Origin of the sequence: Asanoa sp. NPDC049573, from assembly GCF_040676615.1 — a bacterium.
Classification (GTDB): domain Bacteria; phylum Actinomycetota; class Actinomycetes; order Mycobacteriales; family Micromonosporaceae; genus Asanoa.
Map to the genome: position 1 here is coordinate 39,497 of NZ_JBFAPI010000021.1, position 20,499 is coordinate 59,995.

Here is a 20,499-nt window from a genome sequence, read left to right on the forward strand (position 1 = left end):
ACAGGCCACAAGGCCACAAGGCCACAAGGCCACAAGGCCACAAGGCCACAAGGCCACAAGGCCACAAGGCCACAAGGCCACAAGGCCACAAGGCCACAAGGCCACGCGGCGACGAAGCGATCGTGACCTTTAATCTGCCGCCAGTCATCAGCCGACGGTTGATCCGGCCGCCACCGGGTGGCGGCGGGCTTGGCAGAGGATGACCGCGGCGTACCCGTGGCTGTCGTCCTGGCCCGTCGGGCAGACCTCGACCACCGGATCGAAGTCGCGCCGCAGGATCTCGCGGACGTCCGACTCGGAGACGTTCGCGCTCGGGAAGCGCCGACCACCCACCAGATAGAAGCTGCACCGGTGCAAGGCCGCCGTGACGAACAGGCCGCCCGGGCGGACCAGGCCGGTGATGTTGCGCATCAGCCGGCGCCAGGTCACCAGATCGCCGGTGGCCGAGTCGGCGCAGTACGGGCTGATCACCGTCGCGTACTGACCGGCGATCGGGCGCGGCCGCATCGCGTCGACCCGGATCAGCTGGGTGATCTTCTTTCGGGTGAGGTCTTCGCGGAACGAGACCTCGTCGTCCGACGGCTCCGCGATCCCCTCGCACTTGAGCGTGAAAGAGACGAACGGCCGCCAGTCGTGCGCGCCGGGCGCCCGGTCGATCCAGCGCCGGATCTCGTCCAGATTCGCCGGCAGGTAGTCGCCCAGGTGGATCTCCGACGCGATCTCCGCCGCCGCGAAGACGTGGTGCATCGTCGGGCCTACGCCGAAGAACAGAATCGGTTCGTCGCGGCTGGCCGAGCGTAGCGACGCGACCAGGAAGGCAATCGTCGCGATCTCGTCCGGCTCGACCACCGAGTAGTAGTCGGCCAGATAGCGCCGCGGCACCCAGTCCGCGTCGAAGGACGCGTAGCGGCGGCGGCGGCGAAGAAACAGGCCCGTCAGCCGGCCGAGGCCGTACTCGTACCCGGCCGCCGCCAGGTTCGCACCGGCCAGGAAGACCAGCGCGTCGGTCGACGTGATCGCGTCCGTCGCGGCCGCCGCGCCGAACGCGGCGAGGTAGTAGGGCGTCTCCTTGGCCACCTCGGTGCCGGCGTACGCCACGGCCGCCGCCACGCGCGGCACACCCGCGCGACGCGACCGGCGCCGGGCCACGTCGAACGCCGCCTTCGACAACACGTTCGTGCTCGTCCCGGTCGCCGCCAGCAACGCGCCGTTGGCCCGCAGGTTGGTCCGCAGCCCGACGCCCCAGATCACATAGCTCGCGACCAGACAACCCACCACCCATTCGAGTGCCAGGCCGTCGAGCACACCCACCGCGACGAGAGCGGCGCCGGCCGCCGCGGCGACCACATCCAGTGCGTACGCCGACGCTGCCGTGGCGGCGACGGTGACCGTCCAGGTTCCCCACTGCGACATGACCGCAGGGTCGGCGAGGCCGCCAGTCACCCGCCACGTCAGATAGTTGTTAATCCCTGTCCAAACCCCCGCCCGACGGCGCACAGTGGACCCCGTGGCGACCAGCCTGGGCGAGCTGCTCGACAGCGCGCGGCGCGAGCGATTCGTCGGGCGTCGCGACGAGGTCGCCAGCTTCGACGACGCCCTCGCCGGGCGCACGACGCGCCGCGTGCTGTTCGTGCACGGGCAAGGGGGCATCGGCAAGAGCACGCTGCTCGCCGAGTTCCGGGCCCGGGCCCGCGCCGCCGGGCGAGCCGTCGTGCACGTCGACGGGCGCGAGGTCGACCCGTCGCCGGAAGGGCTGACCACCGCGGTCGGCCAGCGAAGCGGAACCACGGTGTTGCTGATCGACGGCTACGAGGAGCTCCGGCCGATCGACGACTGGCTGCGCGACGAGTTCGTGCCGGGCCTGAGCGCCGACACCGTCGTCGTGCTCGCCGGGCGCGACCAGCCCAGCGCGCCGTGGCGGGCCGATGCGGGCTGGCGGCAGCTCGTCGCCGTACACCATCTTGATCATTTCGATGCGGCCGAGAGCCGGGCGTTGCTGGAACGTGCCGGCGTCGCCCCCGACGTGCGGGCGCACCTCGCGCGGCTCGGCCAGGGGCATCCGCTGACGATCGCCCTGCTGGCCGACCTCGCCGCGACCGGCACGGTGCCCGACGCGCTCGCCGACGCGCCCGACCTGATCTCCGCACTGCTCGAGTCGTTCCTGCGCGACGTCCCCGGCGACGCGCACCTCACCGGGCTCGCGACCTGCGCGATCGCCTGGCTGACGACCGAAGACCTGCTCGGCCGAATGGTTGGCGCCGACGCGCCCGAGGTCTGGCGGTGGCTCGCCGGCCGGCCGTTCGTCACCCGCGGCCCGCGCGGACTCTTCGCCCACGACCTGGCCCGCGACGTGCTCGACGCCGAGTTCGAGCGGCGGATGCCCGAGCGCTACCACGCGCACCGCCGCGAGATCCACGCACACACCGTGACCGGCCTGCGCGCGACCAGCGGGCCCGACCGGCAGCGACATGCCCAGGGGTTGCTCTTCCTGCAGCGCAACAGCCCGTTCGCCAGCGCCTTCACGGCCCTGCGGGCCTACGGTTCCGCCGCGGTGGTGCCGGCCCGCGCCGAAGACCACGTCCAGGTCTGCCGGATCGTCGAGCGGTTCGAGGGCAGCGCCGAGCTCGCGCGGGCCTGGCTCGACGAGCAACCCGAACACCTCTATGTCGTACGTACGCCCGACCGCGGCGTCGCCGGCTTCGCCCATCACCTGTTCTGCCCGAGCGGTTCCACATTGGAGGAACGCGATCCGGTCGTCCGCGCCGTCCTCGACCATGTGGCCAGGCACGGGCCCACCCGGCCCGGCGAGCTGGTCAACATCGTCCGGCACGTCGGCGGTGCCAACGACTATCAGCGCGACCCCTACGCCGCCCTGGCCGCACCCGTCTCCAGCGTGATCGAGTGGCTGACCCGCCCGCTGGCCTGGTCGTTCGGCATCACCAGCGACGCCGAGTTCTGGGCGCCCCGGTTCGACCACGTGGCGTTCGCCCGGTTGGTCGAGGTCGAGGCCGGCGGCCGGCGACACGTGGCGTTCGGCATCGACTGGCGCCGCCTGCCGGTCGACACCTGGCTCGACCTGATGCGCGAGCGCGGGCACTCGGGCGAGAGCGGCCCGGCGCCGGCCGCCCTGCTCCGCCCGCCGCCGCTCGACCGCACCCGGTTCGCCACGGCCGTCAAGGCGTTGCTTCCCGTGCTGCACCGCCCCGACCACGTCGGCGCCAGCCCGCTGATGGGTTCCGCGCTCGCGTCCACCGCCACCGGCCCGACGCCGGAGCAACTGCGCGCCTCGATCGAGGCCGCCGTCGCGAGCCTGGCCGACCGGCCCAAGGGCGATCAGTTGACAGCTGTCCTGCATCGCACCTACCTGCGGCCCGCGCCCACCCAGGAAGCCGCCGCCCAGGTGCTCGACCTGCCGCTGAGCACCTACCGCCGCTACCTGGCCCGCGCCCTCGAACAGCTCACCGATCTACTGTGGACCGTGGAGATCGGCGACGTGCGGCTGCCGCACCGGCCTGACGCGCGTTGAGCTGACCGGTGGCATGCAGCCAACGCACCGTGTCGGCATACGTCTCGGTGAGCGGTCGCGGCTCGACCCCGAGTTCGAGCCGGGCCCGCGAGTCGTCGAAACGGGTGTCGTAGGAGCAGATCAACGCACCCTCGTACTCGATCGGCAGGTGGACCGGCACGAACCGTTGCACCCCGGACACGGCCCAGGCCACCGGGAGGATCATGCCGGCGGGCAGCACCCGGTTCGGCAGCCGCCGCCCGGTCACCGCGCGCAGGGCGGCGAACATCGCCTGACCGTCGACGTGATGGCCCGGCACGACGTAGCGGCGCGGCCCACGCCCGGCGGCCAGCACGGCCGTGTGCACCGCCGCCACCTCGCGCACGTCGACCACGTGCGAACCGCCGGCCGGCCAGACCGGATAGCCGCCACGCAGGATGGTGCGCAACCGGCGGGCCTGGTCACCGTGATGCGGGTCGTGCGGACCGAGCACGCCGCCGGGATGCACGATCACCACCGGCGCACCATCGGCCTGCAGCTCGCGGGCCACCGCCTCGGACGCGACCTTCGATCGGGCGTACGCCGCCCGGGTCGAGGACAGCGGCGAGTCAGGCGTGCAGGTGGCGCCCCGCGCCATCAGCGCCACGAAGCTCGAGACGTGCACGACCGGGTCACACCCGTGGGCCACGGCAGCGCGCAAGACGGTGGCCGCGCCGGCCGCGTTGGTCCGCTCGATCGCCCGATGGGCCCGGGAGTCGAGGTCGTAGACCGCCGCCGCGTGCAGCACCGCGTCGCAGCCGGCCACTGCCCGCTCGACACATCCGGGATCCGTGACGTCGCCGACGACGTGGTCGAGACGCCCGGCCACCCCCAACGGGCGCAGTGCCGGCGCGATCCGTGCCGGCGACCGGACCAGCAACCGCACCGAGTGCCCGGCCTCGATCAGGGCGGCGACGCTGTGCGACCCGACGAAGCCCGTGCCGCCGGTGACGAGTACCCGCATGGCGGTCACCCGCCAGCCGCGGCGAGCAGTTCCCGCCGGCCGGGACCGGGCAGCGGGTAGGACGGCGCGGACGCGCCGAGCCGCATGATCTTCTCCGGCAGCCCCGGCTGGCTGGCCAGGTCGTCGGGCGTGGCCAGCATCGAGGTCAGCGCCTGGTAGGCCCGGGCGCCGTCCGGGTCGACCAGGCTGGCCGCGAAGGTGGCCAGGCTGAACGCCCACCGTTCGTCGTCGGGCCGGTAGGGCACGCCGGCCGCGTCGGCGTCGAGTTCGGCCAGCCGGTGCCGGTCGTACCAGAGGGTGCCGCGATACAGCGGCTCGACCGCGGCGCTGGTCCAGTCGTGGAACCGGCGTACCGCCTTGTCGTCATCGCCGTCCGTCTCCCGCAGCACGTCGCGCAGCCCGATGGCGTGCAGCAGGCCGATCGCCGCACCACGGCCGAGCGACGGGTTGGTGCACGCCCATGCGTCGCCGACCGCGACGACGCCGGTGGCGACGGGCTCACCGTCGACGACGAACCCGCGATGGCGGTCCTCGATGCCGGCGATCACGTCGACGCCCGGGGTGGGCTCGCCGTCGCACCAGTGCGCGGCCAGCGGATAGCCCGCCAGCGCGGCGTCCCAGCGGGCCGGATCGCGCAGGCCACGCAGCGCCTTGTCGCGGGCGCTGACGATCAGCGCGACGCTCCAGGTATCGTTGTCGGCCGGCAGGGTCAGGATCGACACCGACTCGTAGCGCTGGAGCACGGTGGCCCGACCCTCGGGCAGCCGGCCGCGGAAATGCCGGCCGTAGTAGACGAAACCGCAGTCGGCCCGCTCCTCGACCGGCCGCCGGGCGCCGGCGGCGATCAGCCACGACCCGAGCGCCGAGCGGCGGCCGCCACAGTCGACCACGAGGTCGGCCCGCAACGTGTGGCCACCTTCGGCGAGGACGCCGGTGACCCGGGTGCCCTCGGTGACCAGGCCACTGACCGTGACGCCGCGCCGGACGGCCACCCCGGCCGTCTCGGCCGCGGCCGCGGCGAGCACGGATTCGAGCACCGGCCGCCGGGCGGTGACGGTCTCGAACCGCTCGTCGCCGTCGCGCCACTGCCCCCGCCGCTGCTCCGGCAGCAGCCCGAGCAGGTTGGTCCGCAGCCCGCCGGCGGCCTCCAGCGCGTCGAGCACCTCGGGCAGTTCGGCAGCCATCTCGACGCGCCACCGCGGCGCCATGAGGTGCGGCAGGCGGAACTGGTTGACGCCGGGCCGTTGCCACGCCTGCCAGGCATCCGCCGGCGGCGGTGGTTCGGCCGGGTCGCGTTCCAGCACGGTGACCTGGTGGCCGTCACGGGCCAGCAGCATCGCGGACGTCAGGCCGCACAGGCCGGCGCCGAGCACGAGAATCCTTGACAACGGGCACCTCCGGATGCGCGAATCGATGCGCCGAGGATCGACCGGGCAGCCGCTCATCCGCCAGGTCAGTTCGTGGCCAATAGCTGTCCAGCAAGCCGGAGGCCGCGTGTTCCAGGTGCTGCGCCTCCGTGACTTCCGGCTGCTCTTCGCGGCCCGGGTGGTCAGCCAACTCGGCTCGTGGCTGCTGCTGATCGCGGTGCCGGCGCACGTCTTCGCGCTGGCCGGGTCGCTGATGGCCGCCGGGCTCACCCTGGCCGCGGAGTTCGTGCCGGTGCTGCTGCTGGGCCAACTGGCCGGCGTGTTCGTCGACCGGTGGGACCGGCGCACCGTCATGGTCGCGGCCGACCTGGGCCGGGCCGCGGCGGTCGCGTTGCTGCTGTTCGCGCGCCATCCCGACCAGGTCTGGATCGTGTATGTGGCCCTGGCCGCCGAGAGCACCGGTTCCCTGTTCTTCCGGCCGGCCGCGCAGGCCCACACGCCGATCGTGGTCGGCACCGGGCGCGACCTGACCGCGGCCAACTCGCTGAACACGCTGACCGACGGCGTGATGCGGCTGGTCGGCGGCCCGCTCGGCGCCGCGCTGCTGGTACTGCTCGGCTTCCCGGCACTGGTGCTGATCGATGTCGCCAGCTACCTGCTGTCGGGGTTGACCATCGTGCTGATGAGCCGGGTGGCGGCGGTGGCCGAGCGGTCGGCGGCGTCGGTGAGGCAGATCGCCGCCGACCTCCGGGAGGGCCTGCGCGCGGTGCGTCGCGCGCCGGTCGCCCGTGGGCTGCTGCCGATCACCGTGCTGTTCGTGGCGTCGAACGCGGCACTGAGCGCCCTGCTGGTCCCGTTCGGTGTGACCCACTGGGGTGGGCAGGAGGCGGTCGGCTTCGTCGTCTCCGCGCTCGGCGTCGGCTTCCTGCTCGGCGCGCCGGCCCTGCGGCTGCTGGCCGGCCGCACCCAGCCGCGGGCATTGCTCGCCGCCGCGCTGGCGACCACCTGCGCCGGCTTCTACCTGCTCTTCGGCGCCGAAACACTCGCCGGTGCGCTGCCCGCGGCCGTGCTCGTCGGCACCGTCGGCCCGATCATCCTGGTGCTCCCGGCCAGCACGCTCCAGCGGGTGATCCCCAACGCGGTGCTCGGCCGCGTCAGCGCGGTGTTCTTCAGCGGCGAGGCGGTCGCCATGCTGGCCGGCGCCGTCGCCGGACCCCTCGTGGCCGGACACGGCGGCGTCCTGACGATCACGATCGCGTCCTGCACGACGGTCGCCGTCGCGGCGGTCCTCTGCCTGCTGCTCGTGCCGCCCGTCAGCCTGCCGACGGCGGTCGAACCGTCGCCGGCCTAGGTCGTCAGCCAGCGTTCGCGCGGTGACAGGCGGAGGCTTACCCGGCCGGGACCGACCAGGCGCATGTCGGACAGCTGCTCCAGGGTGCGTTCCTGGACCCGCTCGGCGACCTCGTTGAGCACCGCGTGCGCGTCGGCGACGTCACGCGGCGGCTGGGCCAGCAGCACCACGAGCTTGGCCCGGCCGCGCACGACGTCGCCGCGACCGGCGCGGGCCTGCGCGTACGCGATCTCGGTGTGCTCGGCGTAGAGCCCGAGATTCTCCCGCACCATCGTGAGCAGCAGCGGCGACCCGACGGTGCGGTTGGGCAGCTCCCAGCGGAGCCACAAGGGGTACGGGACGCGGCCGGTCACCGAGGCCCCGGTCCGCCGGCTCGACTGCGGGTAGGAGCACTGCATCGGCTGGCTCAGCGCGACCTTGAAGCCGGCGAACGCTCCATGGTCACCGTGGTCGGCGCCGTCGGCGTCGAAGCTGCGACAGCGCTCGGCGATCAGCTTGACCCCGTCGTCCCACGGCCCCGACCAGGCCGGCGTGCCCAGATCGGCGCCCTCACCCATCGGCAGCACCAGGTTGATGAACCCGACCTTGCGCACGCTCGACACCGCCGCGGCCAGGACGCCGACGCCGTTGGCGCGGATCCGCGCGATCACGTCGGCGGCCATCCCGAGCCGGGCGGGGCCGATCACGCTCGCGATCATGGCGTGCTTGGGCAGGTGCATCGGCGTGTCCGGGAACATCCGGGCCCGCACCTGGCGGTAGCGCTCGCGGTCGAAGCCGCGGATCGAGAACCACTCGCCGGGCACCCGGTTGAACCGCCGGTCGTTGAGCTTGAGTCCGAGGCCGTATTCCTCGGCGATCGCGACCAGGCCCTGCTCGAAGTCGAACCGCGCGGTCGGCTCGTGCGGGTTGACCGCGACCGACAGCCGCACGCAGGGGCCGACCGCGTCGCGCAGCCGTTCGTGCGAGCCGTCGCCGCGGGCCGAGACCTGCTGATCGACGAACGGCGCGACCGGGGTGTGCAGGTGCACGATCGGCCCGTGGCCGCGCTCGACGGCCAGCTCACAGATCTGCGCCAGCACCGCGCCGGTGACCAGACAGTCGCGATATGACGGTGCCCAGTGGGTGCTGTTGAGGGTGAGCAGTGCGTCGATCCGGCGGTTGGGCTCGTTGAGGAAGCCGGGAATGGGAACCGAGAAGCCGTCGTACGCGACGGTCTCCGCTCGGTCCGTCGGCTGCGGCGCGCCCACCTCGAAGGGCTCGGTGAACACCGTCGCCGGCGTGGGCCAGGCGCACACCGCCATCGCGAGACCGGCGACGGAGAACAACCAGAAGTCACTCGGCCACTGCGCGAGGTCGTGCAGCGGCGGGTCGAATGCCGGCAGCGGCCTGGTCAGCCCGTCGGGCGCCAAGCCGGCCGGGCCATGGACCAGGCGCAGCCGCACCGAGGACGTGTCGGCACCGGCGGCCTCGGCCGCGATCCGGGCCAGTTCCGACGACCTGCTGGTATGGACGGCCATCTCACACCTCACCGCGGGCGTCGAAGACCGCGTCCGGGGCGCGCGGCCGGCGCGGGCGCCCGGCGGCCACCGACAGCCAGCGCGGCAGGCGCGCACATCGCGGCACAGGACTGCGCCGCCGGGCCCGCCGCGCGACGAACTCGAGCAGGCAGCACAGCAGGATCAGGCCGAGCACCGCCACTCCTGCCTGGAACGCGCGGGTGATCGCGTGATCGGTGTGCACGGCGCCGGCGGCGATGGCCAGGCCGGTCGTCACGACCACGGACGCGATGGCGAGCGACCGCTGGAACTGGCGCAACTGACCGAGCACCGAGTGAGTGCTGGGCAGGTCGAGCCGGGCGATCAGCAGGCCGGGCACGAGCAGCAGCACCGCCACGACGGCGTCGGCCTGCTGGGGTATGGAGTCGGGTGCGATCTGCGCCGAGTAGAGCCACCGCACCCCGCCGGTCAGCAGCGTGCCGATGCCGAGCACGACCAGGGCCAGGCCGGCGACCACCCGGGTGATGCTCTCGATCAGCGCGGGCGCCTCGTCGGCGAGCGAGAGGTAGGCGACCGCACGGACCGGCTCGGTCGAGTGTGGACTGAGGTCGAGGTTGGGTCGCCGCCAATGCGCGTGCGCGCCGTGCTCGCGCGGGTCGTTGTCGGTGGTGATGTCGTGGCCCAGTTGGTGGTGGCGGATGCCGGCGGCGAGCGGCCGCAGCGCGACCCCGGCGAGCGGGCTGCGTGCCAGGTGCCGCATGCCGTCGGCCGAATAGTGCGCCGCGAAGGCGGCCAGCACCGGCACCGAGCAGTCGCCCCGGCCCAGGGCGGCGACGACCTCGTCGCTGGTCATCCCCTCCGCCCGAGAGCCGGCCGCGGTGGCCGCCAGCGACCGGTGCCGCTCGGCGATGTAGCGCCGGTAGTTGGTCAGGTCCGTCAGCCGGCGGCGACCGATCTCCGCCAGCCGCGACGCGATACCCTGCAGTTCGAGTTCGAGCAGCTTGCGGTGCGGCGCCTGCCCCGCGCTGGCCTCGGCGAGCATCTCCACGTCCTGGGTGAGCGTCTGCACGAAGTCGTCGTCGACGTCGCTCGACATCACGAACCGGCGGACGCTCACCTCTTCGTTGACCTCGACGGTGAGGTGGTAGGCGCCGACCGAGCGCGGGATGGCGGTCTCGTATTCGACGACGAACTCGCGGTTGACCGGCAGCACGCTCTGCACGAAGCGCTGCACCGGTGCGCGCGGCCGGTGTGCCGGCAGCAGCGGCGCGTCCCAGCGCAGGAACCGGCGCGGGTGCGCGGAGTCGAGCAGCACGACGAGCATGAACTGGCTGCAGGCCAGCCCGAGCAGGTGGGCGAACGGGAGCCGGGTGTCGAGCGGCCACAACTCTTCGATGCCGGCGAACGCGAGGTCGCGGATCGCGCGGGCATCGACCTCGCGTCCCGGCCCGCCGTCGGCGGGCGCCACCCGCGCGTAGTCGAACGGCGTGCGGATCCCGGTCTCCGGCAAGGACCCCGCGGTGACCAGTTCGGCGATCGCCGCCTCGATCAGCCAGCGCGACCGCTGGTGGGTGTGCCGCAGCTTGTGGACGACCGTGTCGCGCACGGTCACGTCGCGGTGCGCGTCGATCAGCATCGAGAGCAGCCGGACGAACGCGGCGGCGGTCACCCGGTTGGAGTCGCGCTGGGTGAACCGCGGAACGACCACGCCGGTCGAGTCCTTGACCACCACCGGCGCCAGGTCGCTGCGGCTGTAGCGGGACACCGGGATCCACAGCGACGTCCCGCGCCCGGCGTCGGCCGGCGCCATGATCCGCCGGCGCTGGGTGGCCGCGATCGCGTGGAGGTCGACGTCGACGCTGACCGAGCGGGTCATGTGGCCGCGGTCGATCAGCGTGAGGTGCTCGGCCACCCGCGGCACGTGTTCGAGCCGCAGCGAGAGGTCCATCAGCGCCAGCCCGAGGGCCGCCTCCCGCTGGGTGTAGGTAGGCGGCGCCGACGGCACGGGCAACGTCTCGATCAGGGCGCGCAGGTCACGGAACGGGTCGGCGCGGGCGGCCGGGCCCGGACTGCCGGTGAGCCTCCCGCTGACCCGCATGCCTGGCCTCGCCTTCGGTGCGTCTCCGGTCAACCTATGCGACCGGCCCAGCGACGGCCACCAATATCCGCGCCGGCTGTCCGAAAACGGACTCAGCCGACCGCGTAACGCAGGTGGACGACGCCGTTGGCGAAGCGGTGCTCGTCGGCGAGGGTCAGGTTCTGGCGCAGGCCGGCGGGCAGCGCGCGGGTGCCACCGCCGACCACGACGGGGTTGAGGTAGAGGTGGATTTCGTCGACCAGGCCCGCGGCGAGCGCGTGGGCGGCCAGCCCGGGACCGCCGACGGATATGTCCGCGGTCGCGGCTTTCTTCAGCCGGCGTACGCCGTCGGGGTCGAAGGCTCGTTCGATGACGGTGCGCGCGCTCGCCGTCGCGTCCAATGTCGACGAATAAACGATCTTGTCGGCCGCCTGCCAGATCCGCGCGTAGTCCCGGGTTACGGCGGTCTCCTCGTCACCGGTCACAGCGATCTCGGCGGTCTCCCAGTAGACCATCGTCTCGTACATCCGGCGACCGTAGAGATAGGTGCCGACCGACCGTTCGCGGTCGTTGACGAACGCGTGCACCTCGGCGTCGGGCGCCGCCCAGTCGAACTCGCCGTTCTCGTCGGCGGTGTAGCCGTCGAGCGAGGCGATCGCAGAGTAGATCAGGTTGGCCATCGGCTCATCCTGCCACCGGTGGTGACCCGGGCCGTGGTCCCGGCCCGGGTCACCGTCGCTCACTGGGTCAGCAGTGCCACCTCGTCGGCGGTGAGGCGGGCGCGGGCCGGTTCGGCCGCCCGGGCACCGGCGCTGGCCGCGGGCGGGTCGGCCGGCCGGCGGTGGTGCCAGTCGGTCACCGCCTGGTAGGCCGCCGCGATGGAGAGCAGCCGGTCCTCCCCGTAGGGCAGGCCGCCGAGGATCGTGCCGATCGGGACGCCGGCGGCGCTGAAGCCGATCGGGAAGGCGATCTCGGGCAGGCCGAGGATGTCGAAGCCCACGGGCTGCGTCTGGACCACGACGTCACACAGGTCGAAGGTCTGCTCCAGCACGCGTTCCAGCAGCAGCAGCTTGGCCCGCTGCCCGGTCAGGAACTCGTTGCCGCCGAACAGGGCGCCCTGCAGCCACGCGGTCAGCGAGACGCCGAAGCCGCGCAGGTTGTCGCGCAGGTAGGGCATGAACGGCTCGCTGCGTTCCGGGAGCCGCACGTTGTTGAACGTGTTGCCGGTGAGCAGGTCCCACTCGTCGGGCAGCGGCACCTCGACCAGCGTCGCCCCGGGGATGTCGGCCAGCTTGGCCAGGTAGGCCTGCCTCGCCAGCGCGGTCGCCGACATGCCGGTCGCGAAGCCGGGCGTGACGCCGATCCGGGTGTTCCAGCGCAGCTTGAGCTTGCCGCGGAGGTAGACGGGGGTGGCCGCGTCGATCAGGTTCGGAACATCGGGCAATCCCTGCGTACGCGGGTCGTCCGGGTCCTCCCCCGCCATCGCGGTCAGCATGATCGCGGCGTCCTTGGCGTCGCGGGCCAGCGTGCCGGGATGGTCGCGGGTGTAGCTGAGCGGGATGATCCCGTGCAGCGAGACCCGGCCCATCGTCGGCTTGAGGCCCGTCAGGTTCTGCGCGTTCGACGGCGCGGTGATCGAGCCGCCGGTCTGGGTGCCGGTGCCGGCCGTGACCATCCGGCCGGCGACCGCGGTGGCGGTGCCGGTCGACGAGCCGCCGGGGTCGGTGCGCGGGTCGGTCGGTGTCCAGGCGTTGACCGTCGTGACAACACCGTCCGGAGTGGTCGCCCGGGTGGTGGCGAGCGGCCCCATCTGGGTCTTGCCGAGCACGATCGCGCCGGCCGCCTTGAGCCGGGCGACCGCGGTCGCGTCGAACGGCGGGATGAAATCCTGGAAGAGGTAGGAGTTGGCGGTCGTGCGTACATCCTCGGTGTAGTAGTTGTCCTTGATCGCCAACGGGATGCCCTGCAGGGCGCCCCTTCCGGGCCGGCGGCGGGCGGCTTGCCGGGCCTGGTCGGTCAGGACCAGATTGAACGCCTGGTACGTGCTGTCGAACGCGGCGATCCGGGCCAGGTAGGCCTCGAGAAGGTCCTCGGGACGCAGCTTGCCCTCGCGGATCAGCCAGGCGGCCTCGGCGAGGGTGAGTTCGGTCGGGTCGGCGAGCGCCTCGGGCCTTGGCTTGACGAAGGCGTTCGCGGTGTCGAGGTCGGGCTGGTGCCGGCCGGTGGCCTTGGCGATGGCCGGCAGGGCCACCGCGCCGGCGGTGGTGACGGCGGCCAGGGCGGCGGCCCGGGCGAGAAACGCCCGGCGGTCGACGGTGCGGTCGGCGGGTTGCTCGATGGTCATGACTGCCGCCAATGCGTGCTGATCGAGGGGTAGAGAAGCGGCGCCGGCTGTTGCGACAACGCTCGGGCGACGACCGGATCGGTGCCGGCGGGTGCGGGCAGCTGGTACGCGGCGAGGGTCCCGATCGTGCCGCGCACGAACGAGCGCAGCGAGGCGAGCACGGAGTCGCGGCCGGGCGCGCCGGTCTCCGGGTCCGCCGCGGTGCCCGCGGGTAGCTGGTCCAGGTCGATTCCGAGGGAGGCGAGCCGGGCCCGGATGAACACATCCAGCTCGGCGTCGGTCGGCGGGGTGGGCGCCATGGGCACTCCTTGCAACGACGGACAGATGGCTGCCAATCTGCGATCCGTCCATCTCGGAGCGATTACACCAAGATCACGGCGCGGTGAAGACGCCCTGACCAGCACTCATGTGGACAATTGAGCCGATCATTGCCTTGCGGGTGCGATCTTGATCGCACCGGCGGGACCGCTGATGATGATGTTCGGCCGGACATCGGAACTGGGGAGTCAGCTGGTGGGGCGATTCGGCGTGGTCTGCCTCGCGGTCAGCGCGAGTGTGCTGCTCGGCGGCTGCGGCCGGCTGGCCGACGCGGTGTCGGGAAACCCGGCCGCCCGCGACTGCCACCCGGACCCGACGACGGTCGAGGCGCTGCGCCGGGAGCCGGTGTTGACCCGCGTTCCGCCCGGCGCCAGCGCCACACCGGTGAACGAGACGGTCAGTTGCGGTTGGGAGGATTCGTGGCCTCCGCGACCCGGGATGCTCGACAGCGAGGTGAGCGGGGCCGGCGCCGACGACGTCGCCCGCTTCTATGCGGAGGCGGCCGGCGCAAGCGGCTGGCAGGCTTTCGACCAGGGCGACGACGTCTATTCCGGCGTGAAGCCGGACGGGACTGACTGCACGTGGCAGCTCCAGGTGGTGGGGAACGGCGAGCGGACCTACCGCGTGCGGATCACCTACACGCCCCGCGACCTGCGGCCCACCTGCATCTGACCCGCCACCCGCCTGCTTGCGGTGGCACGCAGATCAGCCAATCGCATCAGTGACCGTCAGCGACGGCAGCTCCAGGCCAAGTCGCCTGCCCCACGCCTGTGACGGCACGAGGATCAGTCGGTCGCATCGGTCACCCCGGGACGGTTACCCAGACCAACTCGGGCTGATCCCCACGCCCGTGACGGCGTGGGGCCAGGCGGTTGGATCAGTCGGTGCCGGCACGAGCCGCAAGGGCCAGGTCGGGCTCGGCCGGTGCCGCTGGTGCGGCGTCGGCGTGGCCCGGCCACCAGGCGCGGCGGCCGACCAGGGCAGTGACGCTCGGGACCAGGAACATGGCCATGACGAAGGCGGCTATCAAGATGCCGATCGAGACCGAGAAGCCCATCTCGACCAGGAACGCGATGCCCGCAAGCATCATCGACGCGAAGGTGCCGGCCAGGATCAGGCCCGCCGCTCCGACCGAGGGGCCCGCGTGTTCGACAGCCAGGTCGGCGGCGGTGCGGGGGTCGTTGCCCAACCGCGCCTCTTCGCGGAGGCGCGCGATCATCAGGATGTTGTAGTCGGTGCCGATGGCGACGACGAACAGGTACAGGATGATCGGCAGGGTGAACGACAGGCCGGGGCGGTTGCCGATGCCCTGGAAGGCGATCACCGTGGCGCCGAGGGTGGAGAAGAAGCCGAGCACGACCGCGACGATCAGGTAGATCGGCGCGACCAGGCTGCGCAGCAGCAGGGCCAGGATCAGGGCGATCAGCACGCCCGCGACCGGGAAGATGACCCGCAGGTCGCGGTCGTTGGCGGACTTGACGTCAGCGAAGATCGAGCTCATCCCGCCGACGTAGGCCCGGGTGCCGGGCGGTGCGGCCGCGTGGGCGGCGTCGCGCAGGTCGCCGCCGGCCAGGGCCAGGGACTCGTTGGCGTAGGGGCTGCCGGCCAGCAGCAACTGGACCATCGCGACCGTGCCGTCCTGGCTCAGGGTGGCCGGGCTGCCGTCGGGGCCCGGCATGATGCCGCCTACGCCGGGCACGGCCCGCAGCCGGTCGGCGAAGGCCGTCAGGGACGCCCGGTCGACCTTCGCGCCGTTGTCGGCCCGCACGATCACCTGGGTCGGGGCAAGTGCGCCGGCCGGGAAGCCCGTCTGGAGGTCTTCGAAGCCCTGCGACGACTCGGTGCCGCTGGGCAACTGGGCGTTCTGGTCGTAGTCGGTCTTCATGAACAGGGCCCCGGCCGCGAGCGCGATCATCAGCCCGCCGGAGACCAGCGCGACCACCGCCGGACGGCGGCCGGTGAACCGGCCGAGCCGCTGGAACGCGGTGCCCTTGGGCACCCGCTTCCAGCTCTTCGACGGCCAGAAGACCGCGGTGCCGAGCAGCGAGACGATGGCCGGCACCAGCGTGACGGCGGCCAGGCCCATGATGACGACGGCGATCGCCAGCGCCGGGCCCAGGCTGCGGAACGCGCCGAAGACGGCCAGCAGCAGAGCCAGGAACGCGATGACGATGGCGCCCGCCGCCGACGCGATCACTTCGCCGACGCGGTGGACCGAGGTGACCAGCGCCGGCTTGACCTGGTCGCCGGCCCGCAACCGTTCACGGAAGCGGAACAGCAGGAACACGACGTAGTCGGTGCCGACGCCGTACAGCACGATGGTCAGGATGATCTCGATCGACGGGTCGGCGTCGAGGCCGAACACCTTGGCCATCGTCGCGATCAGGCCGGTCGAGATGACCGTGACGATGCCGACCGTGACGATCGGCAGCAGGGCGGCCAGCGGGCTGCGGTAGATGATCAGAAGCAGCACCAGGATCAGCAGCACGGACGCGAAGGCGACGATCAGGAACGCGTTGTTGAACGCGTCGTCGTTGTCGGCATAGAGCGCCACGTCACCGGTGACGCGACGCTCGAGACCGGTGCCGGCGAGCACGGGATCGCTCGCGGCACGGATGTCTTTGATCGCCGTGACCAGGGCCGGATCCGACGGGTTGTCGCCCAGGCCGACGGTGACGAGTTGCACGAGCTTGTTGGGCGAGACCGCCTGCGGGCCGGTGACCGCACCGGTGACCTTCGCGATGCCGGCGGCGGACAGCGTCGACGCGAGCCGACCGGCAACCGCCTGGTCGGCCTCGGTCAGCTGGCCGCCGTCAGCGCGCTTGACCACGATCGTCGCGGTCGCGCCGTCGGTCCGGCCGAACGCCGCCTGCGTGATCTCGGTCGCCTTCACCGACTCGTAACTGTTGGGCAGGAAGTCTGCCTGGTCCTGTGTGGTGACCAACGACGGCGCGAAAGCGAAAGAAAGAATGGCTGCCGCGAGCCACGCCCCGATGACCCACCAGCGCTTATAAACGACGAATCTGCCCAACCGCTCGAACATCGCTCCCCCAACCTGCCGCACGGTAGAGAGAATCCTACGTGGAGGGGGCGGTCGCGCGCGGCCCGTTATTCTCGCGGGGCCGAGCGCACCGCCGGCCGAGCCGGGAGGTGGCCATGGACGTCGGCGCGACGCGCGACCGGATCCGCGAGCAGGCGTTGGCCCTGTTCAGCGACCGGGGCTACGCCACCGCGAGCCTGCGTGAGATCGCCGACCGGGTGGGCATCACGAAGGCCTCGCTCTACTACCATTACCCGTCTAAACAGGACCTTCTGGTCGCAGTCGTACGCCCGTTGGTCAGCCAATGGCGCGACATCGTGCTGGAGGCCGAGCAAGGCCCGCACACCCCCGACGCCGTGCGGCGGGTCCTGCGGCGCTGCGTCGACACGATGCTGGCCCATCGCGCGATCGCCAACCTGTTCCTGCGCGACGCCGCCGGCATGCTCCCGGCCCTCGCGCCGCTGCTCGACGACCTCGTCGAGACCAACAACCGGCTACGCGACTGGCTGGCCGGCCCGGCACCGTCGCCGGAGGCCCGGATCCGCGCCGTGGCGGTGCAGGAGCTGCTCCGGGCCGCCCTGACCGCCGGTGCGACCCTCGACGACGTGCCCGACGACCTGGTGCGACAGACATTGCTCGAGTCGGCCGAACTCGTGCTCACGACCAGAACGGCGCCCTAGCCAGCCGCTGGCCGAACCGGCGCGGCCCGGCGGTGGCTTCACGATGCATTGCAGCGCGGTCGCGGTGACCGCCGTCAGATGACGTCGGGCTCGGTCAGCTCGCCCAGCCACTCGGCCGGCGCGGTGCGCACGTCGTCGTCGAGCGGCAGGGCCGAGCGGTCGAGGGCCCGTCGCCAGGACAGGGCCCGGCTGACCCGGGTCACCCGGCAGGCCAGCGTGGCCGAGCGGCGCAGCGCCGCCGGGTCGCCCGGCCAGCCGGACAGGTAGGCGTCGCGCAGCCGCAGCAGTTCCGGCGCGCCCGGGTCGAGGCCGAACGTGTAGCCCGCCGACGACAGCGTCACCAGCAGGGTGCCGAACGGGTGGGCCACGCTCGCGTCACCCCAGTCGAAGAAGCGGTAGCTCGCGAACACGTTGCCGTCGTGCAGGTCGTCGTGTTGCAGCGAGGCGCCGAGCCCGTCGGCGGCCAGTTCCGCACACCAGCGGGCCACCTCGGGCGCGAGCGCGCTGACCGCCGCCAGCCGCTCGGCGCCCAGGTCGGCCCGCACCGACGAATCGTCGAGCAGGTCGCCGAGCAGCGCCGGCAGGGCGGCCGGCCGCTGGTCGGGGACGCCGAGTGCCACCATCTCGTCGGCCCGGGCGGCCAGGGTGCGCTGCAACTGCGCGTATTGCTCCAGCAGCGCGGCCCACTGGGCCAGCGTCGGACCGGTCTCGCGCAGGATCGGGCCGGCGTCGGCGGTCAACAGCCAGCCGCGCTCGGCGTGCACGGCCACGGGCGACAGCACCGCCGCCGGCACCCAGCGCGACAGCGCCGACGCGAGCGCGGCCTCGTAGCGGCAGCCGTAGGTGTTGGCCTTGAACCAGTGCCACCCGCCGGCCGTCGGCACCCGGTGGCTCACCGACCAGGGACGCACCCGGGTCTGCTCGATCGGGCCGTCGACGCGCACGCCCGCGGCGGCGAGCCGGTCGGTCACCCAGGCGTCGGCCCCTGACCGCCAGCCGGGGTCGAGCCAGTCGTTTCCATCGACGATCGTGGTCCGCACGCGAGCACTGTAGAGACAGCGCGACCGGCCGGCACACCAATTAGCCGGTCGGACGCGCTCGCAGGCCGTCCATCAGCAGGTCGAGCAGGCGGCCGGCCTGCTCGCGCTGCTCGGGCGAGCCGGCCGCGAGGCTCACGCCGTTGAGCGCGACCAGCACGTCGAGCGGATCGACGCCCGAGCGGATCGTGCCGGCCGCGACGCCCGCGTCGAGCAGCGGCGTGATCGCGGCGAGCAGGCGGCCCCGGCTTTCCGCGTACGGGTCGCCGCCAGAAGCGATCACCGCGCGCAGTGCCGTCGCCATGCCCCGCTTGGTGGCCAGGTAGTCGACGAACCGGTCCATCCACGCCCGCACCGCCCGGTCCGGCGGCAGCGTCGCGCCGAGTTCGGGTGCGGCGTCGCAGAGCCGGCCCAGCTCGTTGCGGTAGGCCGCCTCGACCAGCGACTCGCGGGTCGGGAAATGCCGGTAGAGGGTGCCGATGCCGACCCCGGCCTCCTTGGCGATCGCGTCGAGGGTGGCGTCGGTGTCGCGCGCGAAGGCCGAGACCGCGGCGGCGAGCAGCCGGTCCCGGTTGCGGCGGGCGTCGGCGCGCAGCGCGCGGGGCGGCGGAGTGGCGGACACGACAGCTCCCTTCAGGTGGCAACCGGAGGAACCTCCGGATACGGTTGCGGAGGATCCTCCGGTTCGACGTTACCAAGGAGACAAAGCATGTCTGAACGCTTCGTCACACCGTTCACCGCCGCCTCTACCGCCGCAGAGGTCGTCGACGGCGTCGACCTGACCGGTCGCCGCGCCATCGTCACCGGCGGCGCGTCGGGCATCGGGATCGAGACCGCCCGCGCCCTGGCCGGCGCCGGTGCGGAGGTGACCATCGCGGTGCGCAACCTCGCCGACGGCGCCCGGGTCGCCGACGACCTGATCGCCACGACGGGCAACAAGGCCGTCCACGTCGGCCATCTCGACCTCGCCGACCGCGCCTCGGTCGGCGCCTTCGTCGCGAGCTGGGAGGGCCCGCTGCACATCCTGGTCAACAACGCGGGCGTGATGGCGGCGCCACTGGCGCGTACACCCGAGGGTTGGGAAATGCAGTTCGCCACCAACCATCTCGGCCATTTCGCGCTCGCCACCGGGCTGCACCGCTTCCTCGCGGATGCGCGGGGCGCCCGGGTCGTCGCGGTGAGCTCGTCGGCCCACCTGCGCTCGCCTGTGGTCTTCGAGGACATCCATTTCAACCATCGCGAGTACGAGCCCTGGTCCGCCTACGGCCAGTCGAAGACGGCCAACGTGCTGTTCGCCGTCGAGGGCGGTCGCCGGTGGGCCGACGACGGGATCACCGTCAACGCGCTGCACCCGGGCAGCATCCGGACCAACCTGCAGCGGCACGTGAGCGAGGAAGACATCGATCGCGCCCGGCGGGCCGCGGGCGGCGGCGCGGCGATGTGGCGTACGCCCGAGCACGGAGCCGCCACCTCGGTGCTGCTGGCCGCGTCGCCGCTGGTGGCCGCGGTGACCGGGCGCTACTTCGAGGACTGCGCCGAGGCCGCGCCGAACGTGCCGGGCACCCGGACCGGGGTGGCGCCCTACGCGCTGGACCCGGAAGCGGCCGCCCGGCTGTGGGAGATCTCGCTCTCCTAGGTCGCGGTCGGCGCGTCCTGGCCGCGGGGCGAGCCTTCCGGGCTCTCCTTGCGGCCGTTGGCGAACACCACCTTCTCGAACCGCACGTCCACCCGTTCCCTGTACCGTTTCCCGTTGACCGGATCGTGCCGCATGAACGTCGGCGCCGCGATCCGCACGGTGACGTCGAACGGCCCGGCGTCGGGCACGTTGGCGTTGCCGCCGTAGTGGTAGAGGAACGGGTGCCAGAGGAACGGCAACTCGACGTTGGTCAGGATCGGCTTGCCGTCACGCTCGACGTCGACGTGCACCCGCAGCCCCGGCACGAACCGCCCGTCACCGGCGTCGGCGACCGCGACCTCCAGGTGCACGTTGGCGTCCGGTGCCGCCTCGCGCCAGAGCAGCACGCCGTCCTCCAGCATGTACATGCCCTCGGCGTTCTCGTTGATGAACGCGACCAGGTAGTCACCGGCCCGCGCGGTGGCGGCGCCGTCCTCGTCGGCCATCGCGCCGAGCGCGTGCCCGTAGGCGTCACCCTGTTCCCGCGCGACCCGGAGTTCCTCGCGGGTTGCCTCGTTGCTCTCTTCCATCGGCGGGTAGGTCGGTTCCGTGGTCATGCCTGCGGGTTACCCGCCCGGCTGCCGGGATAACCGGGGAAGATCACCG

At 72.5% G+C, this 20,499-nt stretch carries 17 protein-coding genes; 5 read left to right on the top strand and 12 right to left on the bottom strand.

Features of this window, described 5'->3' with window-relative positions; translation table 11 throughout:
• Positions 1-147 precede the first annotated feature (147 nt).
• Complete coding sequence (gene gntF, locus AB0J74_RS32915; protein ID WP_363455074.1) at positions 148-1,413, bottom strand: guanitoxin biosynthesis pre-guanitoxin forming N-methyltransferase GntF; 1,266 nt, start codon at positions 1,411-1,413, stop codon at positions 148-150.
• A gap of 94 nt (positions 1,414-1,507) precedes the next feature.
• Between gntF and AB0J74_RS32920 the strand changes: the two genes are divergently transcribed.
• Positions 1,508-3,526 carry an ATP-binding protein gene (locus AB0J74_RS32920; protein ID WP_363455077.1) on the top strand — a complete coding sequence of 673 codons (2,019 nt, stop codon included), beginning with the start codon at positions 1,508-1,510 and terminating at the stop codon, positions 3,524-3,526.
• Here AB0J74_RS32920 and AB0J74_RS32925 read toward each other — a convergent pair.
• Together AB0J74_RS32925 and AB0J74_RS32930 are read right to left on the bottom strand one after the other, a co-directional pair.
• A complete protein-coding gene (locus tag AB0J74_RS32925) occupies positions 3,459-4,508 on the bottom strand; it encodes an NAD-dependent epimerase/dehydratase family protein (protein ID WP_363455081.1) in 1,050 nt (349 codons plus the stop codon). The genes AB0J74_RS32920 and AB0J74_RS32925 overlap by 68 nt on opposite strands.
• A 5-nt stretch (positions 4,509-4,513) precedes the next feature.
• Positions 4,514-5,896 (bottom strand): tryptophan 7-halogenase, encoded by a 1,383-nt coding sequence (locus tag AB0J74_RS32930; protein ID WP_363455084.1) that lies wholly within the window; start codon positions 5,894-5,896, stop codon positions 4,514-4,516.
• 106 nt (positions 5,897-6,002) lie between these two features.
• Here AB0J74_RS32930 and AB0J74_RS32935 point away from each other — a divergent pair, with 106 nt between their 5' ends.
• Positions 6,003-7,226, top strand: a complete 1,224-nt coding sequence (locus AB0J74_RS32935) for an MFS transporter (RefSeq protein ID WP_363455087.1) — start codon at positions 6,003-6,005, stop codon at positions 7,224-7,226.
• Here the strand turns inward: AB0J74_RS32935 and AB0J74_RS32940 are convergent.
• The 5 genes from AB0J74_RS32940 to AB0J74_RS32960 all read right to left on the bottom strand — a co-directional run bounded on the left by AB0J74_RS32940 (position 7,223) and on the right by AB0J74_RS32960 (position 13,442).
• Positions 7,223-8,743: a hypothetical protein gene (locus AB0J74_RS32940; protein WP_363455090.1), complete on the bottom strand. Its 1,521-nt coding sequence runs from the start codon at positions 8,741-8,743 to the stop codon at positions 7,223-7,225. The two genes, AB0J74_RS32935 and AB0J74_RS32940, sit on opposite strands and share 4 nt — an antisense overlap.
• Position 8,744: 1 nt before the next feature.
• Positions 8,745-10,820: a hypothetical protein gene (locus AB0J74_RS32945; RefSeq protein WP_363455092.1), complete on the bottom strand. Its 2,076-nt coding sequence runs from the start codon at positions 10,818-10,820 to the stop codon at positions 8,745-8,747.
• Between the two features lie 92 nt (positions 10,821-10,912).
• On the bottom strand, positions 10,913-11,479 hold the full coding sequence (locus AB0J74_RS32950) for a dihydrofolate reductase family protein (protein WP_363455095.1): 567 nt from the start codon (positions 11,477-11,479) through the stop codon (positions 10,913-10,915).
• Positions 11,480-11,538: 59 nt separating this feature from the next.
• Entirely contained in the window at positions 11,539-13,143 is a 1,605-nt protein-coding gene (locus tag AB0J74_RS32955; RefSeq protein ID WP_363455098.1) for an amidase, read from the bottom strand.
• Positions 13,140-13,442 (bottom strand): hypothetical protein, encoded by a 303-nt coding sequence (locus AB0J74_RS32960; protein ID WP_363455100.1) that lies wholly within the window; start codon positions 13,440-13,442, stop codon positions 13,140-13,142. The genes AB0J74_RS32955 and AB0J74_RS32960 overlap by 4 nt, the downstream gene beginning before the upstream one ends.
• A 214-nt stretch (positions 13,443-13,656) precedes the next feature.
• Between AB0J74_RS32960 and AB0J74_RS32965 the strand changes: the two genes are divergently transcribed.
• Complete coding sequence (locus AB0J74_RS32965) at positions 13,657-14,133, top strand: hypothetical protein (protein ID WP_363455103.1); 477 nt, start codon at positions 13,657-13,659, stop codon at positions 14,131-14,133.
• A gap of 205 nt (positions 14,134-14,338) precedes the next feature.
• Here AB0J74_RS32965 and AB0J74_RS32970 read toward each other — a convergent pair whose 3' ends face one another.
• Positions 14,339-16,525 (bottom strand): MMPL family transporter, encoded by a 2,187-nt coding sequence (locus tag AB0J74_RS32970; RefSeq protein ID WP_363455105.1) that lies wholly within the window; start codon positions 16,523-16,525, stop codon positions 14,339-14,341.
• A 92-nt stretch (positions 16,526-16,617) separates the two neighbouring features.
• On the opposite strand from AB0J74_RS32970, the gene AB0J74_RS32975 reads away from it, so the two are divergent.
• Entirely contained in the window at positions 16,618-17,181 is a 564-nt protein-coding gene (locus tag AB0J74_RS32975; protein WP_363455108.1) for a TetR/AcrR family transcriptional regulator, read from the top strand.
• A gap of 74 nt (positions 17,182-17,255) precedes the next feature.
• Here AB0J74_RS32975 and AB0J74_RS32980 read toward each other — a convergent pair whose 3' ends face one another.
• The gene (locus AB0J74_RS32980; RefSeq protein WP_363455111.1) at positions 17,256-18,221 is read right to left on the bottom strand and encodes a phosphotransferase; all 966 of its coding nucleotides are present in this window, start codon (positions 18,219-18,221) and stop codon (positions 17,256-17,258) included.
• A gap of 40 nt (positions 18,222-18,261) precedes the next feature.
• Complete coding sequence (locus tag AB0J74_RS32985; RefSeq protein WP_363455114.1) at positions 18,262-18,840, bottom strand: TetR/AcrR family transcriptional regulator; 579 nt, start codon at positions 18,838-18,840, stop codon at positions 18,262-18,264.
• Between the two features lie 87 nt (positions 18,841-18,927).
• Between AB0J74_RS32985 and AB0J74_RS32990 the strand changes: the two genes are divergently transcribed.
• Positions 18,928-19,854, top strand: coding sequence for an SDR family NAD(P)-dependent oxidoreductase (locus AB0J74_RS32990; RefSeq protein ID WP_363455117.1), 927 nt, complete (start codon positions 18,928-18,930; stop codon positions 19,852-19,854).
• On the opposite strand, the gene AB0J74_RS32995 is transcribed toward AB0J74_RS32990, so the two are convergent.
• On the bottom strand, positions 19,851-20,450 hold the full coding sequence (locus AB0J74_RS32995) for an iron transporter (protein WP_363455120.1): 600 nt from the start codon (positions 20,448-20,450) through the stop codon (positions 19,851-19,853). The genes AB0J74_RS32990 and AB0J74_RS32995 overlap by 4 nt on opposite strands.
• Positions 20,451-20,499: the final 49 nt, after the last annotated feature.

Coding starts and splice junctions, on each gene's coding strand:
- AB0J74_RS32960 (WP_363455100.1), bottom strand. CDS start 13,442: ATGGCGCCCACCCCGCCGACCGACGCCGAGCTGGATGTGTTCATCCGG.
- AB0J74_RS32995 (WP_363455120.1), bottom strand. CDS start 20,450: ATGACCACGGAACCGACCTACCCGCCGATGGAAGAGAGCAACGAGGCA.
- AB0J74_RS32925 (WP_363455081.1), bottom strand. CDS start 4,508: ATGCGGGTACTCGTCACCGGCGGCACGGGCTTCGTCGGGTCGCACAGC.
- AB0J74_RS32955 (WP_363455098.1), bottom strand. CDS start 13,143: ATGACCATCGAGCAACCCGCCGACCGCACCGTCGACCGCCGGGCGTTT.
- AB0J74_RS32950 (WP_363455095.1), bottom strand. CDS start 11,479: ATGGCCAACCTGATCTACTCTGCGATCGCCTCGCTCGACGGCTACACC.
- AB0J74_RS32975 (WP_363455108.1), top strand. CDS start 16,618: ATGGACGTCGGCGCGACGCGCGACCGGATCCGCGAGCAGGCGTTGGCC.
- gntF (WP_363455074.1), bottom strand. CDS start 1,413: ATGTCGCAGTGGGGAACCTGGACGGTCACCGTCGCCGCCACGGCAGCG.
- AB0J74_RS32940 (WP_363455090.1), bottom strand. CDS start 8,743: ATGGCCGTCCATACCAGCAGGTCGTCGGAACTGGCCCGGATCGCGGCC.
- AB0J74_RS32990 (WP_363455117.1), top strand. CDS start 18,928: ATGTCTGAACGCTTCGTCACACCGTTCACCGCCGCCTCTACCGCCGCA.
- AB0J74_RS32945 (WP_363455092.1), bottom strand. CDS start 10,820: ATGCGGGTCAGCGGGAGGCTCACCGGCAGTCCGGGCCCGGCCGCCCGC.